This is a genomic window from Microcoleus sp. T3_D1, from assembly GCF_036700405.1.
Classification (GTDB): Bacteria; Cyanobacteriota; Cyanobacteriia; order Cyanobacteriales; family Microcoleaceae; genus Microcoleus.
The window spans coordinates 39,088-56,896 of sequence record NZ_JAUBOV010000004.1 but is presented as its reverse complement, the minus strand read 5'-3'; the positions used below and the strand labels follow the sequence as shown (position 1 = coordinate 56,896).

General features: G+C 45.6%; 9 protein-coding genes. 2 read left to right on the top strand and 7 right to left on the bottom strand.

Annotation, left to right across the window (positions count from 1 at the left end; translation table 11 throughout):
• The first annotated feature begins 72 nt into the window (after positions 1-72).
• On the top strand, positions 73-5,697 hold the full coding sequence (locus QT992_RS03555) for a protein kinase domain-containing protein (RefSeq protein WP_333335127.1): 5,625 nt from the start codon (positions 73-75) through the stop codon (positions 5,695-5,697).
• A 243-nt stretch (positions 5,698-5,940) separates the two neighbouring features.
• On the opposite strand, the gene QT992_RS03550 is transcribed toward QT992_RS03555, so the two are convergent.
• Entirely contained in the window at positions 5,941-7,164 is a 1,224-nt protein-coding gene (locus tag QT992_RS03550) for a tetratricopeptide repeat protein (protein WP_333320415.1), read from the bottom strand.
• A 465-nt stretch (positions 7,165-7,629) separates the two neighbouring features.
• On the opposite strand from QT992_RS03550, the gene QT992_RS03545 reads away from it, so the two are divergent.
• Positions 7,630-8,121, top strand: coding sequence for a WbuC family cupin fold metalloprotein (locus QT992_RS03545; RefSeq protein ID WP_333320413.1), 492 nt, complete (start codon positions 7,630-7,632; stop codon positions 8,119-8,121).
• 215 nt (positions 8,122-8,336) lie between these two features.
• Here the strand turns inward: QT992_RS03545 and QT992_RS03540 are convergent, their stop codons facing one another.
• The 6 genes from QT992_RS03540 to QT992_RS03515 form a co-directional block, all read right to left on the bottom strand.
• Positions 8,337-8,819 carry a hypothetical protein gene (locus QT992_RS03540; protein WP_333335124.1) on the bottom strand — a complete coding sequence of 161 codons (483 nt, stop codon included), beginning with the start codon at positions 8,817-8,819 and terminating at the stop codon, positions 8,337-8,339.
• A gap of 323 nt (positions 8,820-9,142) precedes the next feature.
• Positions 9,143-10,951 carry a PAS domain-containing sensor histidine kinase gene (locus QT992_RS03535; RefSeq protein ID WP_333335120.1) on the bottom strand — a complete coding sequence of 603 codons (1,809 nt, stop codon included), beginning with the start codon at positions 10,949-10,951 and terminating at the stop codon, positions 9,143-9,145.
• A 27-nt stretch (positions 10,952-10,978) separates the two neighbouring features.
• Positions 10,979-14,152, bottom strand: a complete 3,174-nt coding sequence (locus QT992_RS03530; protein ID WP_333335117.1) for an MASE1 domain-containing protein — start codon at positions 14,150-14,152, stop codon at positions 10,979-10,981.
• A 2-nt stretch (positions 14,153-14,154) separates the two neighbouring features.
• On the bottom strand, positions 14,155-14,304 hold the full coding sequence (locus QT992_RS03525; protein ID WP_333320405.1) for a hypothetical protein: 150 nt from the start codon (positions 14,302-14,304) through the stop codon (positions 14,155-14,157).
• A gap of 60 nt (positions 14,305-14,364) precedes the next feature.
• Positions 14,365-15,996 carry a serine/threonine-protein kinase gene (locus QT992_RS03520; protein WP_333320403.1) on the bottom strand — a complete coding sequence of 544 codons (1,632 nt, stop codon included), beginning with the start codon at positions 15,994-15,996 and terminating at the stop codon, positions 14,365-14,367.
• A 250-nt stretch (positions 15,997-16,246) separates the two neighbouring features.
• A complete protein-coding gene (locus QT992_RS03515; RefSeq protein ID WP_333320401.1) occupies positions 16,247-17,476 on the bottom strand; it encodes a transposase in 1,230 nt (409 codons plus the stop codon).
• Positions 17,477-17,809: the final 333 nt, after the last annotated feature.

The window sequence follows — 17,809 nt, the reverse complement described above, 5'->3', positions numbered from 1 at the left end:
GATGATACAGTGGTTTTCACTCCCGATAGGCTAATATCACTAACAAGCACAATACCAACCAGCGCAGGGACTATGCTCGGACTTAACGGATATCGCATTGTACAAGAACTTCACAGCGGCGTAAAAAGTTTGGTTTATCGAGGCTACCGCGAAGCAGACCAGCAACCCGTTATCGTCAAACTTCTCAAATCCGAGTATCCCACTCTGGAAGAAGTTACCCGCCTCAGAAATGAATACAAAATTGCCCAACCCCTAGACAGTTCTAGTATCACCAAAGTCTACAGCCTAGAAAACTCTCGCAATAACTTTGCCCTAATCTTAGAAGATTTTGGCGGCTCCTCTCTCGACCAGTTACTTACTAACCAAACCTTCCCTTTAACAGAAGTTCTGAGAATTGCCATTGCCTTAATAGATGCCTTAGATTATTTGCACCGCCATTCGATTATTCACAAAGATATTAAACCGGGCAATATCATTATTAACTCTACCACAGGCGAAGTCAAACTCACTGACTTTAGCATTTCCTCCCGCCTGCAACAAGAAAATCAATCTGTGAGCAACCCCTCGGAACTGGCTGGTACTCTCGCCTATCTCTCCCCAGAACAAACGGGGCGAATGAACCGTTCGGTAGATTACCGCAGCGACTATTATTCTTTAGGAGTGACTTTATACGAAATGCTCGCGGGTCAGTTACCTTTTGCCACGGTCGATCCGATGGAATTAATACATTGTCACTTAGCTAAACAGCCTTTACCTATTTGTGAAATTAGAGAAATTCCTCAAATTATTTCTGATATCGTAATGAAACTCTTAGCGAAAAATGCCGAAGAGAGATATCAGAGCGCAGCGGGATTAAAATTTGACTTAGAAACTTGTTTAAATCAGTTGCTTGCTACAGGAACAATAGCACCTTTTGCCATAGCCATCCGCGACAAAGGTAGCCAACTCCTGATCCCACAAAAACTTTACGGCCGCGAACAGGAAGTAATAGAATTACTAGCCGCCTTTGAAAGAATTAGCCTATCCTCTATAACCCCCAACCCCCTTAGTAAGGGGGCTTTAGAAGAAGAGGAATCCACTCTTACCCCCCCCTTAAGAAGGGGGGCTGGGGGGGATCAAAGCTATGCTTCAGAACCAGAATCCCCCACTCTTACCCCAACACTACGATCCCCCAACCCCCTTAATAAGGGGGCTTTAGAAGAAGAGGAATCCACTCTTACCCCCCCCTTACCAAGGGGGGCCGGGGGGGTTCAAACCGAGGAATCCACTCTTACCCCTTCCCCTTCCCCTTCCCCTTCCCCTTCCAGCAGCGAAATGATCCTAGTATCCGGCTATTCCGGCATTGGCAAAACCGCCATCGTCAACGAAGTTCACAAACCCATTGTTCGCCAGCGGGGTTATTTCATTTCCGGCAAATTCGACCAATTTAACCGCAACATTCCCTACTCAGCCATCATCACAGCTTTTCAAGCCTTAATTAACCAATTACTCACCGAAAATGCCGGACAAATTGCCAGTTGGAAACATCAACTCTTAGATGCCCTCACCCCCAACGCCCAAGTCATTATTGATGTCATCCCCGAAGTAGAATTTATTATCGGCCCCCAGCCAGAAGTGCCACAATTAGGGCCAACAGAATCCCAAAACCGCTTCAATCGAGTTTTTCAACAATTCCTCAAAGTCTTTTGTCAGCCCCAACACCCCGTTGTCATTTTTTTAGATGACTTGCAGTGGGCAGATGCAGCCTCCCTGAAACTGATGCAACTGCTGATGAGTGATTCTGACAGCCAACATTTGTTAATTATTGGAGCCTATCGCGATAACGAAGTCAACCCCACTCACCCTTTAATTCAAACCTTAGAAAAAATCCGCGCATCGGGGGCGAATCTCAACAACATCACCGTCCAACCTTTAGCGCTAAATCATGTTAGCCAACTGATTGCCGATACTCTCAATGAATCCGCAGCCACAAGACGCATTCAATCCTTTTCCCAACTCCTGTTTAGCAAAACCCAAGGCAACCCTTTCTTTTTAACCCAACTGCTGAAAACCCTCGCCTTGGAAAACCTGCTGAATTACGAAGCCAGCAGCGATAAATGGCAATGGGATATCGAGGCAATCCAAGCCATTGGCATTACCGATTTAAACGTTGTCGAACTGATTGCTAGAAACATTCAAAAACTGCCAGAGGCTACTCAAAAAGCGTTAAAACTTGCCGCTTGTATTGGCAACACTTTCAACTTAGATGTTTTAGCCATTGTCAACGAAGCATCAGAATTAGTAACGGGGGCGCAGTTGTGGCCAGCGCTTCAGGCGGGTTTGATTTTACCCCTGTCGGAAGCCTACAAAATTCCCTTGGTATTTGTCGATTCAGAATCTGAATCAGTGCGGCTGCAAGATGTGAAAGTAGATTACAAATTCTTGCACGACAGAGTGCAGCAATCTGCCTATTCTCTGATTCCCGAAACCGAGAAAAAATCAACTCACTTCCAAATTGGTCAACTGCTGCTGCAAAATACCACAGCCGAAGAACGCAAAAACAATATTTTTGCCCTAGTTAATCAATTGAATTTTGGTATAGAGACAACCACAGAGGAATCACCCCTACTAGCCGCACAGTCAGACAAAAATCTGTTAGCAGAACTTAACTTGATTGCCGGTCAAAAAGCTAAAGCATCCGCAGCCTTTGAAGCGGCTGTTAATTATTTTAATCTCAGTTTGGGACTGCTAGCTGCCGATAGTTGGCAGAGTGATTATGACTTGACGCTGCCTATCTATGTGGAAACCGTAGAAGCTGAATATTTAAACACTAATTTTGCACGGGCGGAACAGCTTTTAGAAGTTGTGCTGCAAGAGGCGAAAACGCTTTTAGACAGAGTGAAAGTTTACGAGGTAAAAATTCAGTCTTATATTTCTCAATACAGGCTATCAGAAGCAATAGATACAGGGCTAGAAGTGCTGGAAAAATTAGGTATTTCGCTGTCGAAAATGTCAGAAAATCCCGGAATTTTGATTCAGGTAATTTCAAGAAAAATGACCGAAGAAAATAAACAAATTGAGGATTTATGCGACCTTCCCGAAATGACCGATCCTTATCAGTTTGCCGCAATTCGGATTCTTTTAACTGTTACTTCTGCTGCTTATATTACGAATCCTGCCTTACTATCTCGGCTTTTATTTGCAATGGTGGATATCTGCTTAACTTACGGTAATCCTCCCTTAGCTGCTGGCATATACGTCAATTATGGTGTCTTTTTGACTGTGGGTGGGGATATTGATTCAGGATATAGATTTGGTCAACTATCTTTGAAATTATTAGATAAATTTAATGTTAAAAGTATTAAAGCGTTTGTCTTACATTACTTTAACTCATTTATTGGACACTGGAAAGACCATGTTAGGGAAACAATAGAACCTTTGCAAGATGCTGTTAATAGTGGGTTGGAAACCGGAAATTTAGAGTATGCCTGCTATGCAATGCTATCAAATAATCTTCATAACTTTTTTACAGGTAATGACTTAGATTCCGTTGAATTTAACAGTCGAAACTATGGCTATTTAATTGTAAAATTCAAGCAATATTTTTCAATTGAAGCTATTAAGATGTATCGACAAGTTTACTTAAGTTTACTTGGTCTATCAAACCGGCCAACTGAGTTAACGGGTGATGAATATAATGAAAAAGAATCTATTAAAGCTGCCGTAGAAATAAATAACTATTTTAACTTATTTTTTATATACACCTTTAAAACCTTCCTTTCATATCTATTTAAAGAACGAGAAGCAGCGGTTGAAAATGCTCGACAAGCAGATAAATATAAAACACCTGTTGGTGGGATGATAGTGACAGCAAAACTCAACTTTTACTACTCCCTCAGCCTCCTCGCTCAATATCCCCACGTCAGCGAAACCGAACAGAGAGAATATCTCCAACAAGTAGCCACCCATCAACAAACAATGAGACATTGGGCCAACAATTGCCCCGCCAACTACCAACACAAATACGAGTTAGTAGAAGCAGAAAAAGCGAGAATTTTAGGAGACTACCCCGCAGCCATCACCCTCTACGATGCGGCCATCACCGGGGCTAGAGAACAGCAATACATCCAAGAAGAAGCCCTCGCCAACGAACTCACCGGCGAATTTCACCTAACTCGCGGCCAAGAAAACATGGCCCGCTTCTTCCTCCTAGAAGCATACTACTGCTACATCCGCTGGGGAGCCAAAGCCAAAGTCAAAGACTTAGAAACCCGATATCCGCAATTCTTCGCCAAAATCAACGCTCAAAAACCCGCAGAAACCAGCCTCACCTTAGCCACCATCATCACCAGTAGTAGCAATTCCGAAGGATTTGACCTAGCCTCCGTCTTCAAAGCCGCCCAAGCCATCTCCAGTGAAATAGTCCTCAGTGAATTGCTAGCAAAACTAATCAAAATCGCCATAGAAAATGCCGGCGCACAAACCGGATATTTGCTACTCAAACACTCAAACACATTCACCATAGAAGCCGTCGGACAAGTCGAAGGCGACAACATTACCGTATCACTCATTCCCCATCTGCCTCTCGCCGAAGTCCTCCCTATGAGCGTCATCAACTATGTAGAAAGAACCCAAAAACCTGCCGTCTTAAACAATGCTACCACCGAGGCAATGTTTGCCTCAGACCCCTATATTGTTGCCCATCAAACCAAATCCATACTCTGTACTCCCATCATCAATCAAGGTCGCTTCATGGGCGTAGTTTACTTAGAAAACAACCTAGTAAAAAAGGCTTTTACCTCAGCGCGAATAGAAGTTTTAAAACTCCTATCTGCCCAGGCATCTATCGCCTTAGAAAATGCCCAACTTTATCAAACCTTAGAGCACAAAGTAGAAGAACGAACTGCACAATTAGCCCACGCTAATAAAGAAATATTGATTTTGAACGAACGGCTAAAAGTAGAAAATCTTCGCATGAGTGCCGAACTAGACGTAACCCGCCGCCTGCAACAAATGATTTTGCCTAAACAGCAGGAATTAGAGTCAATTGCAGGGCTAGAAATAGCTGGATTCATGGAACCGGCTGATGAAGTTGGCGGTGACTACTACGACGTACTAAATCACGGCGGTAAAGCCACAATTGGCATCGGCGACGTGACAGGACACGGTTTAGAAAGTGGCGTGTTAATGATTATGGCGCAAACAGCAATTCGCGCTTTGGTGATCCACAATGAAACCGACCCAGTTAAATTATTGCAGACCGTCAACCAAACGCTTTTTGACAACGTAGAGCGCATGGATTCCGGTAAAAATATGAGCCTTTCTTTGCTGGAATATCGGGGGGACAACATCCTGCGTTTGAGCGGACAGCACGAAGAGGTGATTGTCGTGCGTGACGGCGGCGAAGTAGAGCGGATTGATACCATAGAGTTAGGTTTTCCCATCGCCTTGGAAGCAGATATTGCCGATTTCATTGCTTCTACTGAAATACAGTTGAATTCGGGGGATGTTGTCGTACTCTACACAGATGGAATTACCGAAGCTTTTGATATGAAGAAAGATCAATACGGTATCGAGCCATTGATTGAAGTTGTTGTCCTTAACAGGGAAAGGTCAGCAGCAGAAATCAAGCAAGCTGTTATTGACGACGTGCGGCGATACATCGGGGAGCAAAAAGTATTTGATGACATTACTTTGGTAGTAATCAAACAGAAGTAATACTAATTCTTTAAAATCGTGCAACACTCTTCGACCCCCCCTAGCCCCCCCGCTGCATTGCGGGGGGAACAAGAATACTGTTGCATTCTTTTTTAAAATTGGTATTACAGCAGATTCCACGCTTATGAAGTACCCCCGCCTATCGTTCTATCCCCGTAGGGAAAAGGCGAAAACCTTTGTCCCTACACTTCATAAACCTGGAATAGGCGGTAGGTATTTTCCCACTCATCTACATATTTCCGCTCAATTAATCAACTGCTTGAATGCGTCGTGTTCGCGAATCTTCTCCAAATCAGCTTCACTTTTTGCCAACTCTTTACACACATTGGGATTGAGATTGAGGGCGCGCTTTAAATTTTCAATGGCTAATTCAATTTTACCTTGTAGTGCATAACATCGGGCTTTGTTGTACCAAATTCTGTAAAAGTCAGGTCGGATTTTAGCCGCATTGTCGTAGGAAGCGATCGCATCTTCGTATTTTTGCAATTTGGAGAGTGCAACGCCTCGATTGTTCCAAGCGTCAGTATAATCATTTTTAATTTGTAGGGCTTGATTGTAAGAAATTACTGCCTGTTCGTACTCCTGCATTTTGGAAAAAGCAACGCCTCGGTTGTTCCAAGCATCGGCATAATCGGGTTTGGCTTGAATTGCTTGTTCGTAACAGCCGATCGCCTCCTGGTACTTCTGCAACTCTAACAATACCACGCCTCGATTGTTCCAAGCATCGGGATAATTCGGGCGAATTGTAGTAGCTTGTTCGTAAGATGCGATCGCCTCTGGATACCGCTGCATTCTCGTCAGCACTACTCCTCGGTTATTCCAAGTATCGGCTAAATCCGGCTGAATTTGCAGGGCCCGATCGTAAGCTGCGATCGCATCTTGATAACGATTTTCAAAGAAACAAGCATCTCCCTGTTTAGCATAGTCGCCCGCCGTCAATAGCTGTTGGTAATTGCCGTAGTTAACCGGAGCAAATTCTTGAATTTGGGCATCGGGGAATAAAAGGTCTGTTTCTGCCTCGGCCGGGTGACTTTGGTGTTGAATTTCGCCTAAGATACTTTCAGCGTCGGAAATTAATAGTTTTAATTGAGAGATTGTATCGTAATGAAGACTTTCAATTTCTTGGCGAGCAATTGTTGTCTGCTTGGACAATTTTCTCAACAGAAACCACACCCCGACTCCGGCTGCTGTCGGAAACAAAGTTAGGGCAATTATCAGCCCGTTAAGCAATACCGCCGTGCGCCCGAAAGCAATGTCAACTTCTTCTTGAACTCGATCGTGAATTTCTTCTTTAAGTTGCTGCTGTGAGAATTCCTGCTGAACCAACAGTGCCGCCGTCGGTTCAGACGCAGAAACGCTACTGGCGCAGACTAGAATAGTCGAAAGGGCGATCGGGCTAATACTTTTTCTAAAGATACTTGACAAACGCATTGCCTTAGTGATACGCACCTGAGTTGCGATTTCCATGTGTCAAGAGATGCTGATAACGATGATCCCAGACTAGCCCATTTGTTCACCAAAAAATTGGGTTTGAAGCCCCGTCTTTCTAGGACGGCTTTAATTATAAAACTTTGTTAAAATATCTAATAAATTCTAAACTTTAGCTTAGAATTTAGACAGGCAAGTAAGAACAACCATCTACGTGTTGAAACGATTTCATAAGGTGAAACTCCTGGGTTGGATCGCTACTCGGCAATGCCGAGCCTGTCCAAACACGTAATAGTGAGTCGTTGAGCGTACCTAACTGGATTATTGATGGAATCAGAAAGCAATCTAAAAATAAAAGTAAGCGCAACAGCAATACTTCTCGTGCCAGTAGTTGTTTCGAGCGTGTAGATGCGATTTGACAGCGCATTTAAGACTTAAGTCTTAAGAATCTCCGTGGCTTTAGCCCGAAGAGTGTCAAAAACTCTTAAATACAGGATATCTGTTGTGCAGTCCCCTCCGATCAAATTGCTGACGCAAGAATTGCTAGACGAAGTTGCCGCTTCCTCCCGGCGCAGTCCCCGCCAGCGACAAAATTATAATTTCCATGATTTGTCTGAAAAGGTGCAGCGGTTTGTCAACGTGCTGCAACCGGGCACTTACGTCCGCCCTCACCAACACCTGCGCCCGCCTGCTGTTAACGGTTTTGAGTTTTTTGTGGTGATTCAAGGAGAAGTGGGTATTGTTATTTTGAACGAAAACGGTCAAATCCTGCGCTCCTTGCGAGTCAGCGCCGCCGGCCCGACTCGCGCTGTCGAACTGCCAGAGGGCACTATTCACACGTTAGTAGCTTTGACACCGGATACTGTGATTTTGGAGTTTAAGGAAGGGCCTTACGACGTGGGGGCGGATAAAGACTTTTTGGCAAGTTTTCCTGCTGAGGGAACTGCGGCGGCGCGAGAATTAGTCCTGATTTGGGAAGCGGAATTTAACACTTGAGTGTTGACAGTTGGCTGTTGACTGTTGACTGTTGACTGTTGACTGCTGACTGTTGAGTGTTGACTGTTAAAAATCTAAAATCTCAAATCTAAAATCTAAAATCGATGGGCTGTTGACTGTTAAAAATCTCAAATCTCAAATCTAAAATCTAAAATCGATGGGCTGTTGACTGTTAAAAATCTCAAATCTCAAATCTCAAATCTATGGGCTGATTACTAATTACTGATAAATCTAATTGTCGTCATCCGATTGTATAAATCGGGGGCGGTGCGAATGATTTTTCTCAGAAGTTCATCCGTCACCCAAAAGACGAGGGGAAACGAAAATGTTTTGCTGAATTCGCTGCATAGTAGGTTGGTAGAAACGAGCAATCGATCGATCGCCTCCACTGATTCCAAACCGAGGAGCATTAAAGCTGGAGGCTGTTCCCCGTCTATTTCTGCTGCGATTGTCCTGTAGAGAGTTGTCGCCGATTTGGGCAAAAACAGTTGCCGCGGTTTCACGGGACAATTTACTTGCAGGCGATCGACTATTTGCTGCCGCAAAGCCAGCGAGTTGCAGTTGACTAAAACGAAAGAAAAGTAACCTTGGGAAAGACGGAGCGTCCGAATTAAAGTGGAGAACGACCGCTCGTTATATTTAGCTGCATCGTACTTAGCTGTATTTTCTGAGCTTTGCTCGATAAACATAAATTGCATATTTTTTATCTAGTTTTAGAGATTTTCTAGATTAAATGATGTTTCTAAAGAAAAGGTGAATATCTGAGATTTATTTTTCCTTTAAAAACATTTGGAAAAGTATACCACGGTTTTAAATTAATATCAATAGTCCGCTCGAAATAGTCCGATCTACTGATTTGGCTTGAACCACTCAAAAAGCACCTGCGACGGCACAACACAAGTATAGCCGCAGCAAGAAGCAAGAAGGCAGAAACATATTTCGCAAGGGTTTCCGCAATTAAGAACGTTCTTAATATATGGCACGATTGCTAGATTTAATGTAATTAAACATACAAAAAAAATCACCGCAAATTCTCAGCCAGCGGCAAAGTAAACCAAAAACTTGCCCCAGCACCGGGAGTGCTAATTACCCCAATTTGGCCGCCGTGAGCACCAATAATTTGCCGACAAAGATATAGACCCAAACCCAAACCGACGGAGTGTCGGGATTCATAACCCCTAACGTAAAGGTCAAAAAGATGTTCGCACTGTTCCGGCAATATTCCCGCCCCGTCATCTTCCACGGTACAGTAAATCATCCTACTTCCGGGATTGAGGATTGGGGATTGGGGATTGGTAATGGGGGATTGTGGATTGGTAATCGGTAATTTGTCGATGTCTTGTTTGGCTCTCCTTTGATTTATAGTTAATTTCCCCGCCTTGATTACTTGAGCCGAAACTGTTAAATTCAGTCCCGGAAAATTGTGTTTCAAAGCATTAGCTATTAAATTAGATAACACGCGCCACAACTGAGTTTTGTCAGCATTCACGGCTGGCAAATCATCCGGCACCAAATTTTTAAAACTAGCTTTACCCTCATTCATTAAAGGCTCCAAATCGGTCGCAGCAGCTTGAACTATCGCCCTCAAGTTAACCGATTCGCAGTGCAGAACCAAACCGCGCAATTCCCCGGCGTGAACTTCCAACAGCGAATTTATCAAGCGCAATTGCTGCTCGCTACCTTGAATCATCCGATCCAAAACAGAACGGGGAATTGCGATCGAATCCCCCGTTTTCGTCTGCCAATTTTTCAGCACCATTAACATTCCCGCCACCGGGTTTCGCAAGTCGTGAGAAAGAGCGTGGATAAAAAGCCGCAGCGATTCTTGTGCCTGTTTGCGCTGCGTGATATCCTCAATTAAACCCTCATAATAAAGCACGGCGCCGCTGCTGTCCCGTACCGCCCGCGCCTTCTCAGAAATCCAGACAATACTGCCGTCACAGCGGTAAATTTTAGATTCAAAATCCGATACCCTGCCGCTTTCCTCGATCGATCGCAAAAACTCATTTCTGCGAGCCGGATCGACGTACAACTGCCGATCGATATCAGTAAACTTTGCCGTCACTTCTTCCGGGGAATCGCAGCCGTAAATCCGCGCCAAAGCTGGATTTGCAGTAATATAACGGCCATCGGGAGTGCTTTGAAAAATCCCCTCGCCCGCATTCTCAAAAATGCTGCGGTACTTCGCCTCCGCCGCCTCCAACTGCTGGTAAGCAGATTCCAACTCACGCCTGGTACTAAACTCTTTCCGTTGCAGACATTCGTACCAATAAACCGACAAGTCGCAAATCAAACAAAACCAAAACAAATATATGTACAACCCGGTCAACTTAAAAGGAGTATACTTAGCAAAACTTAGATTTAAAACCAAATTTATCCCGACGTGGCAAAACAAAACGCCGAGTTGAGAAATCAGGTGGAGGCGCCAGCGGACGGGCATCAGCGTAGCTTGGATCAGAAACGCTAAACTCCAGGTAAAAATTGGTAATTCCCCGGCTTGTGCGACAGCTAGCCCAAGCTGTACAACCACCGTCAGCGACCACGAAAAGCCCAAAAATAGCAAACCGGGATAGCGCTGTCCGAAGGAGGTTTTTTGCAACACAAAACAGGTCAACAAACCCAATTCTACAGCAGCGCTCGTGTACAAATAAACACTTTCAAACTCCTGGCGAGCGAAGAATCTTTCGCCCAGAAAATAGACCGTTATTGTGAAGGCAAAAAAGATGGCAATTCCGACAGCAGGGCGCAGCCGATCTCGGAGGAAGCGATCGCGCCACACCTCGTAAACCGCTAACGCCTGAACTGATTTTGCATTGCCCAAATAGCTCATACCATTTTAGATTTTAGATTTTAGATTTTAGATTGAGAAAGATCGATCGTCCGAGTTGACAGCAGGTAGTGAAAACCAGAAAGTCGAACCACCGCTGGGAGTGCTTTCGACGCCAATGAAGCCGCCGTGAGCTTTGATAATTTGCTTGGAGAGGTACAATCCCAAACCCAGCCCTGTTAATTGTCGGCTATTAGGGTCTTGAACGTAAAGTTCAAACAGAGATTCCCGCTGTTTGGCGCTGATTCCCACTCCATTATCTGTTACAGTACAGCGAACCATTTTTACGGTGACACCCGGCAATTTGCTGCCGATATTGCCAATTTGACCCTGATACCGGGGCATTTTGCAACTGCCGTCGAGGTTGAATTTGGCCAGGGTTTCCTGATTTTTCTGGGTTGTTTCGCCCATCCCAGGACGATCGCCCGCAGCAGATATCCCGTTAGCGATACAGCGAGCAAGCTGATTATTTGGCGCTCTTAAAGCCTGGGAATTTTCTTCATCACTTAGCGCTGTTTCAACTTCAATTACCTCGGCTTTAAAAGTGATATTGACTCCCGGAGGATTGTGTTTAATAGCATTAGTCAACAGATTTTCTAGCACCCGCTGCAAGTGTTGGCGATCGGCATTGACTTGTGGCAAATCCGCCGGAATATCAAACGTCAAAGTTGCTTGATTTTTGGCCAGCATCGGTTCTAAATCGGTAACAATGGCTGAAGCTAAAGACGGCAAATGCAGCGGTACAGTATTGAGAACAATCCCTTTGACCTCGCTAGCGTGAGCGTCGAGCAGGGTATTAACCATAGTCAACTGGTGTTCGCTGGCCTGAACGATGCGCTGCAAAATCGATCGAGAAACCGGAACATCTTGTAGAGAGTCAGAGGGCGATTTGTTGAGCAAATTTTTCAGCAGTATTAACATTCCCATAACAGGAGTGCGGAGGTTGTGAGAAACTGCGTGCAAAAATAGGTCTTTCAGGCGGTTGCTTTCTTGCAACTCGTGCATTTTTTGCTGTAGTTGGTGGGTGCGTTCCTCGACTTGAGATTCCAAGTTGGCATTGAGAGCTTTTACCTGCTGCAAAAGTTGGGCTTGCTGTAGAGCGATCGCCACTTGGGTAGCGAGTTTTTCCAACAAATCAATTTCAAATTCCTGCCACTGGCGGGGCCCCGAACACTGGTTGACGGCCAAGATCCCGAACAATTCATCCCCCAGGAAGATCGGCACATTTAACGTCGCACGAATTTGATAGTCGCTATAGTATTTGGCAACTGCATCCGTGATTGGAACACTAGCAGTATCGGAGACTGCTCGGACGCGGTTGCTGGCATAAAACGTTCTCAAGTTTTTGAGGTGATCCTCGTCAGCGAGCACCCACCCGAGAATAGAACGGCATTGGCTTCCGACAGACTCGGCTACAACCTTACCGTACACCGGGCTAGGAAGATTTACCCCCTCCGCGTCCACAATACCGATGAAAGCGCGGTCTGCCTTGAAAAATTGCCGGACTTCGGCAACAGTAGTATTGAGAATTTCTTCGAGGTCGAGGGAGTTGCGAATTCGCAGGGCGATTTCTGAGAGCAAGCGATCGCGATCGGAGGACGCCCGCAAAGCGGTTTCCGCGCGGTGGCGTTCGGTAACGTCTTGGACTGTGGCGGCGATCGCCCCTGACTCAATTGCCGACTGTTCGCAGACAGTGCGTTCGGAGCCATCTGCCAGCACAATTCGGTAGTTAATGCAATAGGCTTGGCGCTGCAACATAGCTTGGCGCTGCGATCGGGCCACTAATTCTCGGTCTTCTGGATGTACAGCTTGCAAAAAAACGGATGGTGTCGGTTTGACAGTTCCAGGAGCAAAACCCAAGAGGCGGTAAAGTTCGTTTGACCACCGCAATTCGATATTGGATATATGATGTTCTGCGGATTCTTCGCAGTTGTCAGTTGCTGGGAGGGCGGCGCAATTTAAATCCCAATTTCCCAAGTGAGCGATGCGCTGAGCGTTGGCTAAACTAGCTTCGCGAGCGCGCAGCATGGCGGCCGTGCGGCGCACCTCAAAGAGCGCTTGCTGGCGTTCTGCTACGGCGGCGGCCAACATCAGAGCCACAAGGGCGATCGTACCGGTAAAAGCTTGTAAAAATAAAACCGCCTGTTTGAGATTATCGCTTTTGGCCAAAAACGGGCCGCCTCCCTGTACTGCTCCCCAAATCGCGATGTAAGAAACGATCGAATAAGCAAAAATCGCTCCCGCCGGTTGAAACCGCAGGGCAGCCCAAACTATCAGAGGAAAAGGCAGATACTCCAGCGGATACTGAGCGATCGGCGCTTGTGTTTTTGAGCAAAAAAACAGCCAGCTCACGCTCAGCAAGAGAGTCAGCCACAGCGCTATTTCTGAATAATTAATGATTAAAAATAGAAGATTATAGCGGTTTTCAGGTGCAGGAAATCTCCTGGGATAATTGGTAACTTTTGATTGATAATTTTGCCAGTTAAAAAATGGTTTTAAACTTGAAATAATCCGAGATTGTCTCTCACCTCTTACACCCTTATCAAGAACAGGCAAGATGCCTGTTCCACAAGAAAATTCATCTCTTGTGGAACAGGCATCTTGCCTGTCCCTAAACAAGTAATTGAGAATAATGAAACATCTCAGTTTTAGTGGAAATTTAAAACTGTTAACGGCGTGGTTCAAAGTCAGCAGCACGGGCGTGACAATCAAAATTCCCATGCCGTCTCCGAGCCACGTAGTCCACCAGTTGCGAGAGAAATTGCTCCACTGAGCCCAACCAAAAATGCACGTGCCCAAGTTGCCGAGGATAGAGCCTAGTAAAGTAGACCCGATGACAGCGCCTGCTACTAAAGCCAGAACATCTCGCAGTCGATCGAGTTTGGTAGAAAATCCGCTCCAAGTCAGTAAAGCCTCTCCAGCCAGCGCTTGCAGGGTGACGCTACAGGCCGATGTGGCAATAACAGCCGACGGTACACCGCCGGTAGAGTTTAACAGCACCGAACCGAGGACAATTCCCGGCCACATCCCTCGCCCTTGCAGTAGCAGTGCCGCTAGAGCAATACCGGCGGGAGGCCACACGGGGGAGGCTTCGGCTTTCACCAGTCCCAGCATCGACGCTGCGAGTTTTCCGGTAACAAAGTAGGCCAGCGCCAGGATGCCGGTGTACAGAAGCGTTCGAGTGCGGCGGTTGAGCAGTTTCATGTTTAGGTGCGATCGAATCCTCCATTCCTAGTTTTTAATTTAGGCGGCCGATCGGCGATCGAGCTTCCTCCTGACGACTCACCTGACTGGGGGAGTGGGAGAGTGGGAGAGGGGGAGAGAGGGAGAGTGGGAGAGTGCGAGAGTGGGAGCATTTTTCATCTTCCCTCTTCTGACTAATGACTAATGACTGATGACTGATGACTGATGACTTATTAAAATCCAAAACTCCGCTTGCCATCCGGCTTAACAGTAAGCCAATTGGTCTTTGCCATTGCCAGTTGTTCATCAGAAACTGTAGCGTTGGTAAGATTCGCCCCGCACAAATTTGCACCCCGCAAATTCGCCTTAGTCAAATAAGCCCCCGTCAAGTCAGCACCTCGGAAATCCGCCCCTTCAAAATTGGCAGTGCTGCAATAAGCCTCAGTCAAGTTCGCATCTCGCAAATTCGCCTGAATTAACCGGGCGTGACCCAAATTCGCCCCCGACAAATCCGCTCCTTGCAAATTTGCCTTCACCAACCTAGCCTGATAAAAATTACTTCCCGCTAACTGCAATTTTTGCAGTTGTAGGCCAGACAGTTCGCAGTCAGCAAAATCGCGCTTGCCTTTAAAATATGCCGCTCGCAAGCTGTTGGTGTCCCATTTAGGAGCAACTTTCGATACCTTTGACGCTGCTAAATTGCCGCTAGAATGTCCAACCGTTCCGAAAGTTCTGCCTGACTCAGCCAGAGTCCGGGAAACTCTCGGCTGCATCCCCGTCTGCCCGGATTGGGTGAAGGAAGTTCTACCAGTGCGCGTGTGGTTCGATCGTAAATCTTGATTAATTTTGCTCTCAGGCCGTGACCACGAAGAACCCTCGTCATTAAATATTGTCGGTTCTTCAACTGCACGAGAAGAGCCGTTGAATTGAGTTGCCAAGCCATCGACAAGACTTGGGTCTTCAAATTCGCCAGAGAGAGCTCTGAGCACATCTGCTGCCGATTGGAAGCGGTGGCCAACCATCGGCTTCAGCATTTTTTCGAGAATCCGCGCAAAATTTGGGCTTACCTGAACGTGGGGTTGCCAAACAATTTCGCCGGTTACTCCATCAAAATCTAAATCCTTGGGCGATTTTCCTGTCAGCAAGTACAAGCAAGTCATCCCCACCGCGTAGATGTCGCTGGCAAATATCGGCCGCAGCGCCATTTGTTCCGGGGGAGCAAAACTAAATGTGCCGACTGAAAATTTCGTGTTGGCGCTTTGGTCGGCGGGGTCTAATAATATTGTTTGGCTAACTTGGTCTTTTACCGCTCCGAAGTCAATCAGAACTAAGTGGCCGTCTTGAACTCGGCGAATAATATTTGCCGGTTTGATGTCTCGGTGAATTACTCCTTGGCTGTGGATATATTGCACTACTGGCAGAATTTCTAATAGAAAATTTTTAACATCCGATTCGTTGAAACGGCCTGAGTGCTTGACTTCTTGTTTCAATGTCGAGCCTTTAACATACTCTTGAACTAAGTAAAATTGCTGTTCCGTTTCAAAATAGTCTAGCAGCCTCGGTACTTGCGGGTGGTCGCCCAGTTGGCCGAGGGTTTTCGCCTCTCGCTTGAATAATTCCCGCGCCATTTCTAAAACTCGCGGCGACGAACTACTGGGTCGCAGTTGTTTGACTACACAACTCGGTTGACCGGGCAATGAGATGTCTTTTGCCAGAAATGTAGCTCCAAAACCTCCTTGTCCTAACGGTTCAATGACTCGGTAGCGAGCGCGCAGCAATAACCGCGCACCGCAAGTCTGACACTGAAGAATAGAGTCAGCAGGGTTTTGAGGATGGGGACAGCCCGGATTTACGCAGTAGCTCATGTTGATTGAGTTTGCCTATGTTGTTCTGATCTTGTCAGCGTCGATCGACGCACAAATTGCCTGTTCCTGCTTCTGGTAGAAATACTGATCTATCATTTGCCGGCGGGCCGTGCGTCCGGTTGCGAATTGGAATTGCACCTAAGTCTATTAGGCCGATATCTTTTCCCTATTTTGATTATCTCGCTGCTGTGAGTTTTTTCGGTAGATTATCCTTGAAGATAGTTTAAAGACTTGGTGACGACTCCCAACCCTAACTCGCGGACGAGTATAGGGTGGGCTTCTCAGCTAATCCTGCATCTGCATCGGAAGCACGCTGAGCTTTAATCACTGTCCGCCCGACAGCAATATTCTTGACATTAATTGCAGCATTCACATCCCTATCTAGTTCAAGACCGCAGACAGGGCAACTATGCCATCTGTCGGCAATAGTTTTAGGGATGCGAGTACCACAACTAGAACAATTTTGGGTAGTGCCATTTGGATTCACAGCTATAGCCAATTTGCCAGCACTTTCAGCCTTACAAACCAGAATAGATAGGAATTCACTCCAACCAGCATCTAGGATTGACTTTGCCATCCTAGTTCTAGCCAAACTTTTGACATTCAAATCTTCAAAGCCAATTAGGTCGTATTTGTCTAGTAATCGCTTTGCAGTCTTGCAATGAAAGTCTCTGCGTTGCCTTGCCACTTTTTGATGATGTTTAGCAAGACGTTTAACAGCTTTTCGTCGGCGATTACTGCCTTTCTTTTTGCGAGAGACAGATTTATTTCGCAGTTTTTTATCCTTTTGGGCTTTTCTAGCAAACTGAGGAATGGTTACAGTATCAGCATCACTGGTTATCAAGAAATCCTTGAGTCCCATATCAATACCAACTGCACGATCGAGATTGATATCATAGCGTAGGGTTGGCACGGTGACATCTTGTAAAGTCAAGGTGACATAGTAACCATCCGCAGCTTTGACAATCTGAACAGTTTTGATTTTAAATCCATCGGGAATAGGACGGTGCAAGATAATCTTCACGTCACCAATTTTCGGTAAAGTGATGCGATTACCTTTGATGCAGTCCTGTTTCATCTGGCTATAGGTGAAACTGTGATATCTACCTTTCCCTTTAAATCTTGGCTTGCCAGAACGCTGACCAGTTTTGTCAGCCTTGATATATCGATCAAAAGCTTTTTTAACTTTCTCAACACAATTCTGCAATACCTGAGAATGAATCTGTCTGTACTCAGGAAATAGCTTTTTGGTATTGAGTAAGTCTCGCTTTTGCCAGTAATAATCTGGCTGTTCGAGTATGGGAGCAATACTGCATGATACCAGAGAGCATGAATCGAGAGGGCAACGAGTGGACTCATACCAGTTAAAACGCTCTGACAGCCTATAGTTATACTGCATCCGCAACAAATTAAGCCACTCATCAAATTGATTGGCTTGCCATGAGTTAGGACGTAATTTGTATTTATATGCTGTAATCATGCCATAATTATACCATGCTTGAAAGTTAGTCTTGAAATAAAAAATAATTGTCCATCTACGGGGCCTCGAACCCCCTTGATGGGCGGGCTTTTATCCCGCCACTCATCCTCGATCGGATAGAGTGCGGAGATGAAAGCTATTGAGCTAAATTTAGATGCTCTTTGTCCTGTCAGATACTTCTAGCATACCTCATTCTATTTTGAGAATGTTACTAATTTGTCACCAATTAGTGACCTTTGGACTCATCGCTCGTTTTTGCGTCAATCACAAAAATGTGTTGACAAAAATAAACTAATGTGGTATAAGTGTCCGATAATTTATGCTGAGGCTACA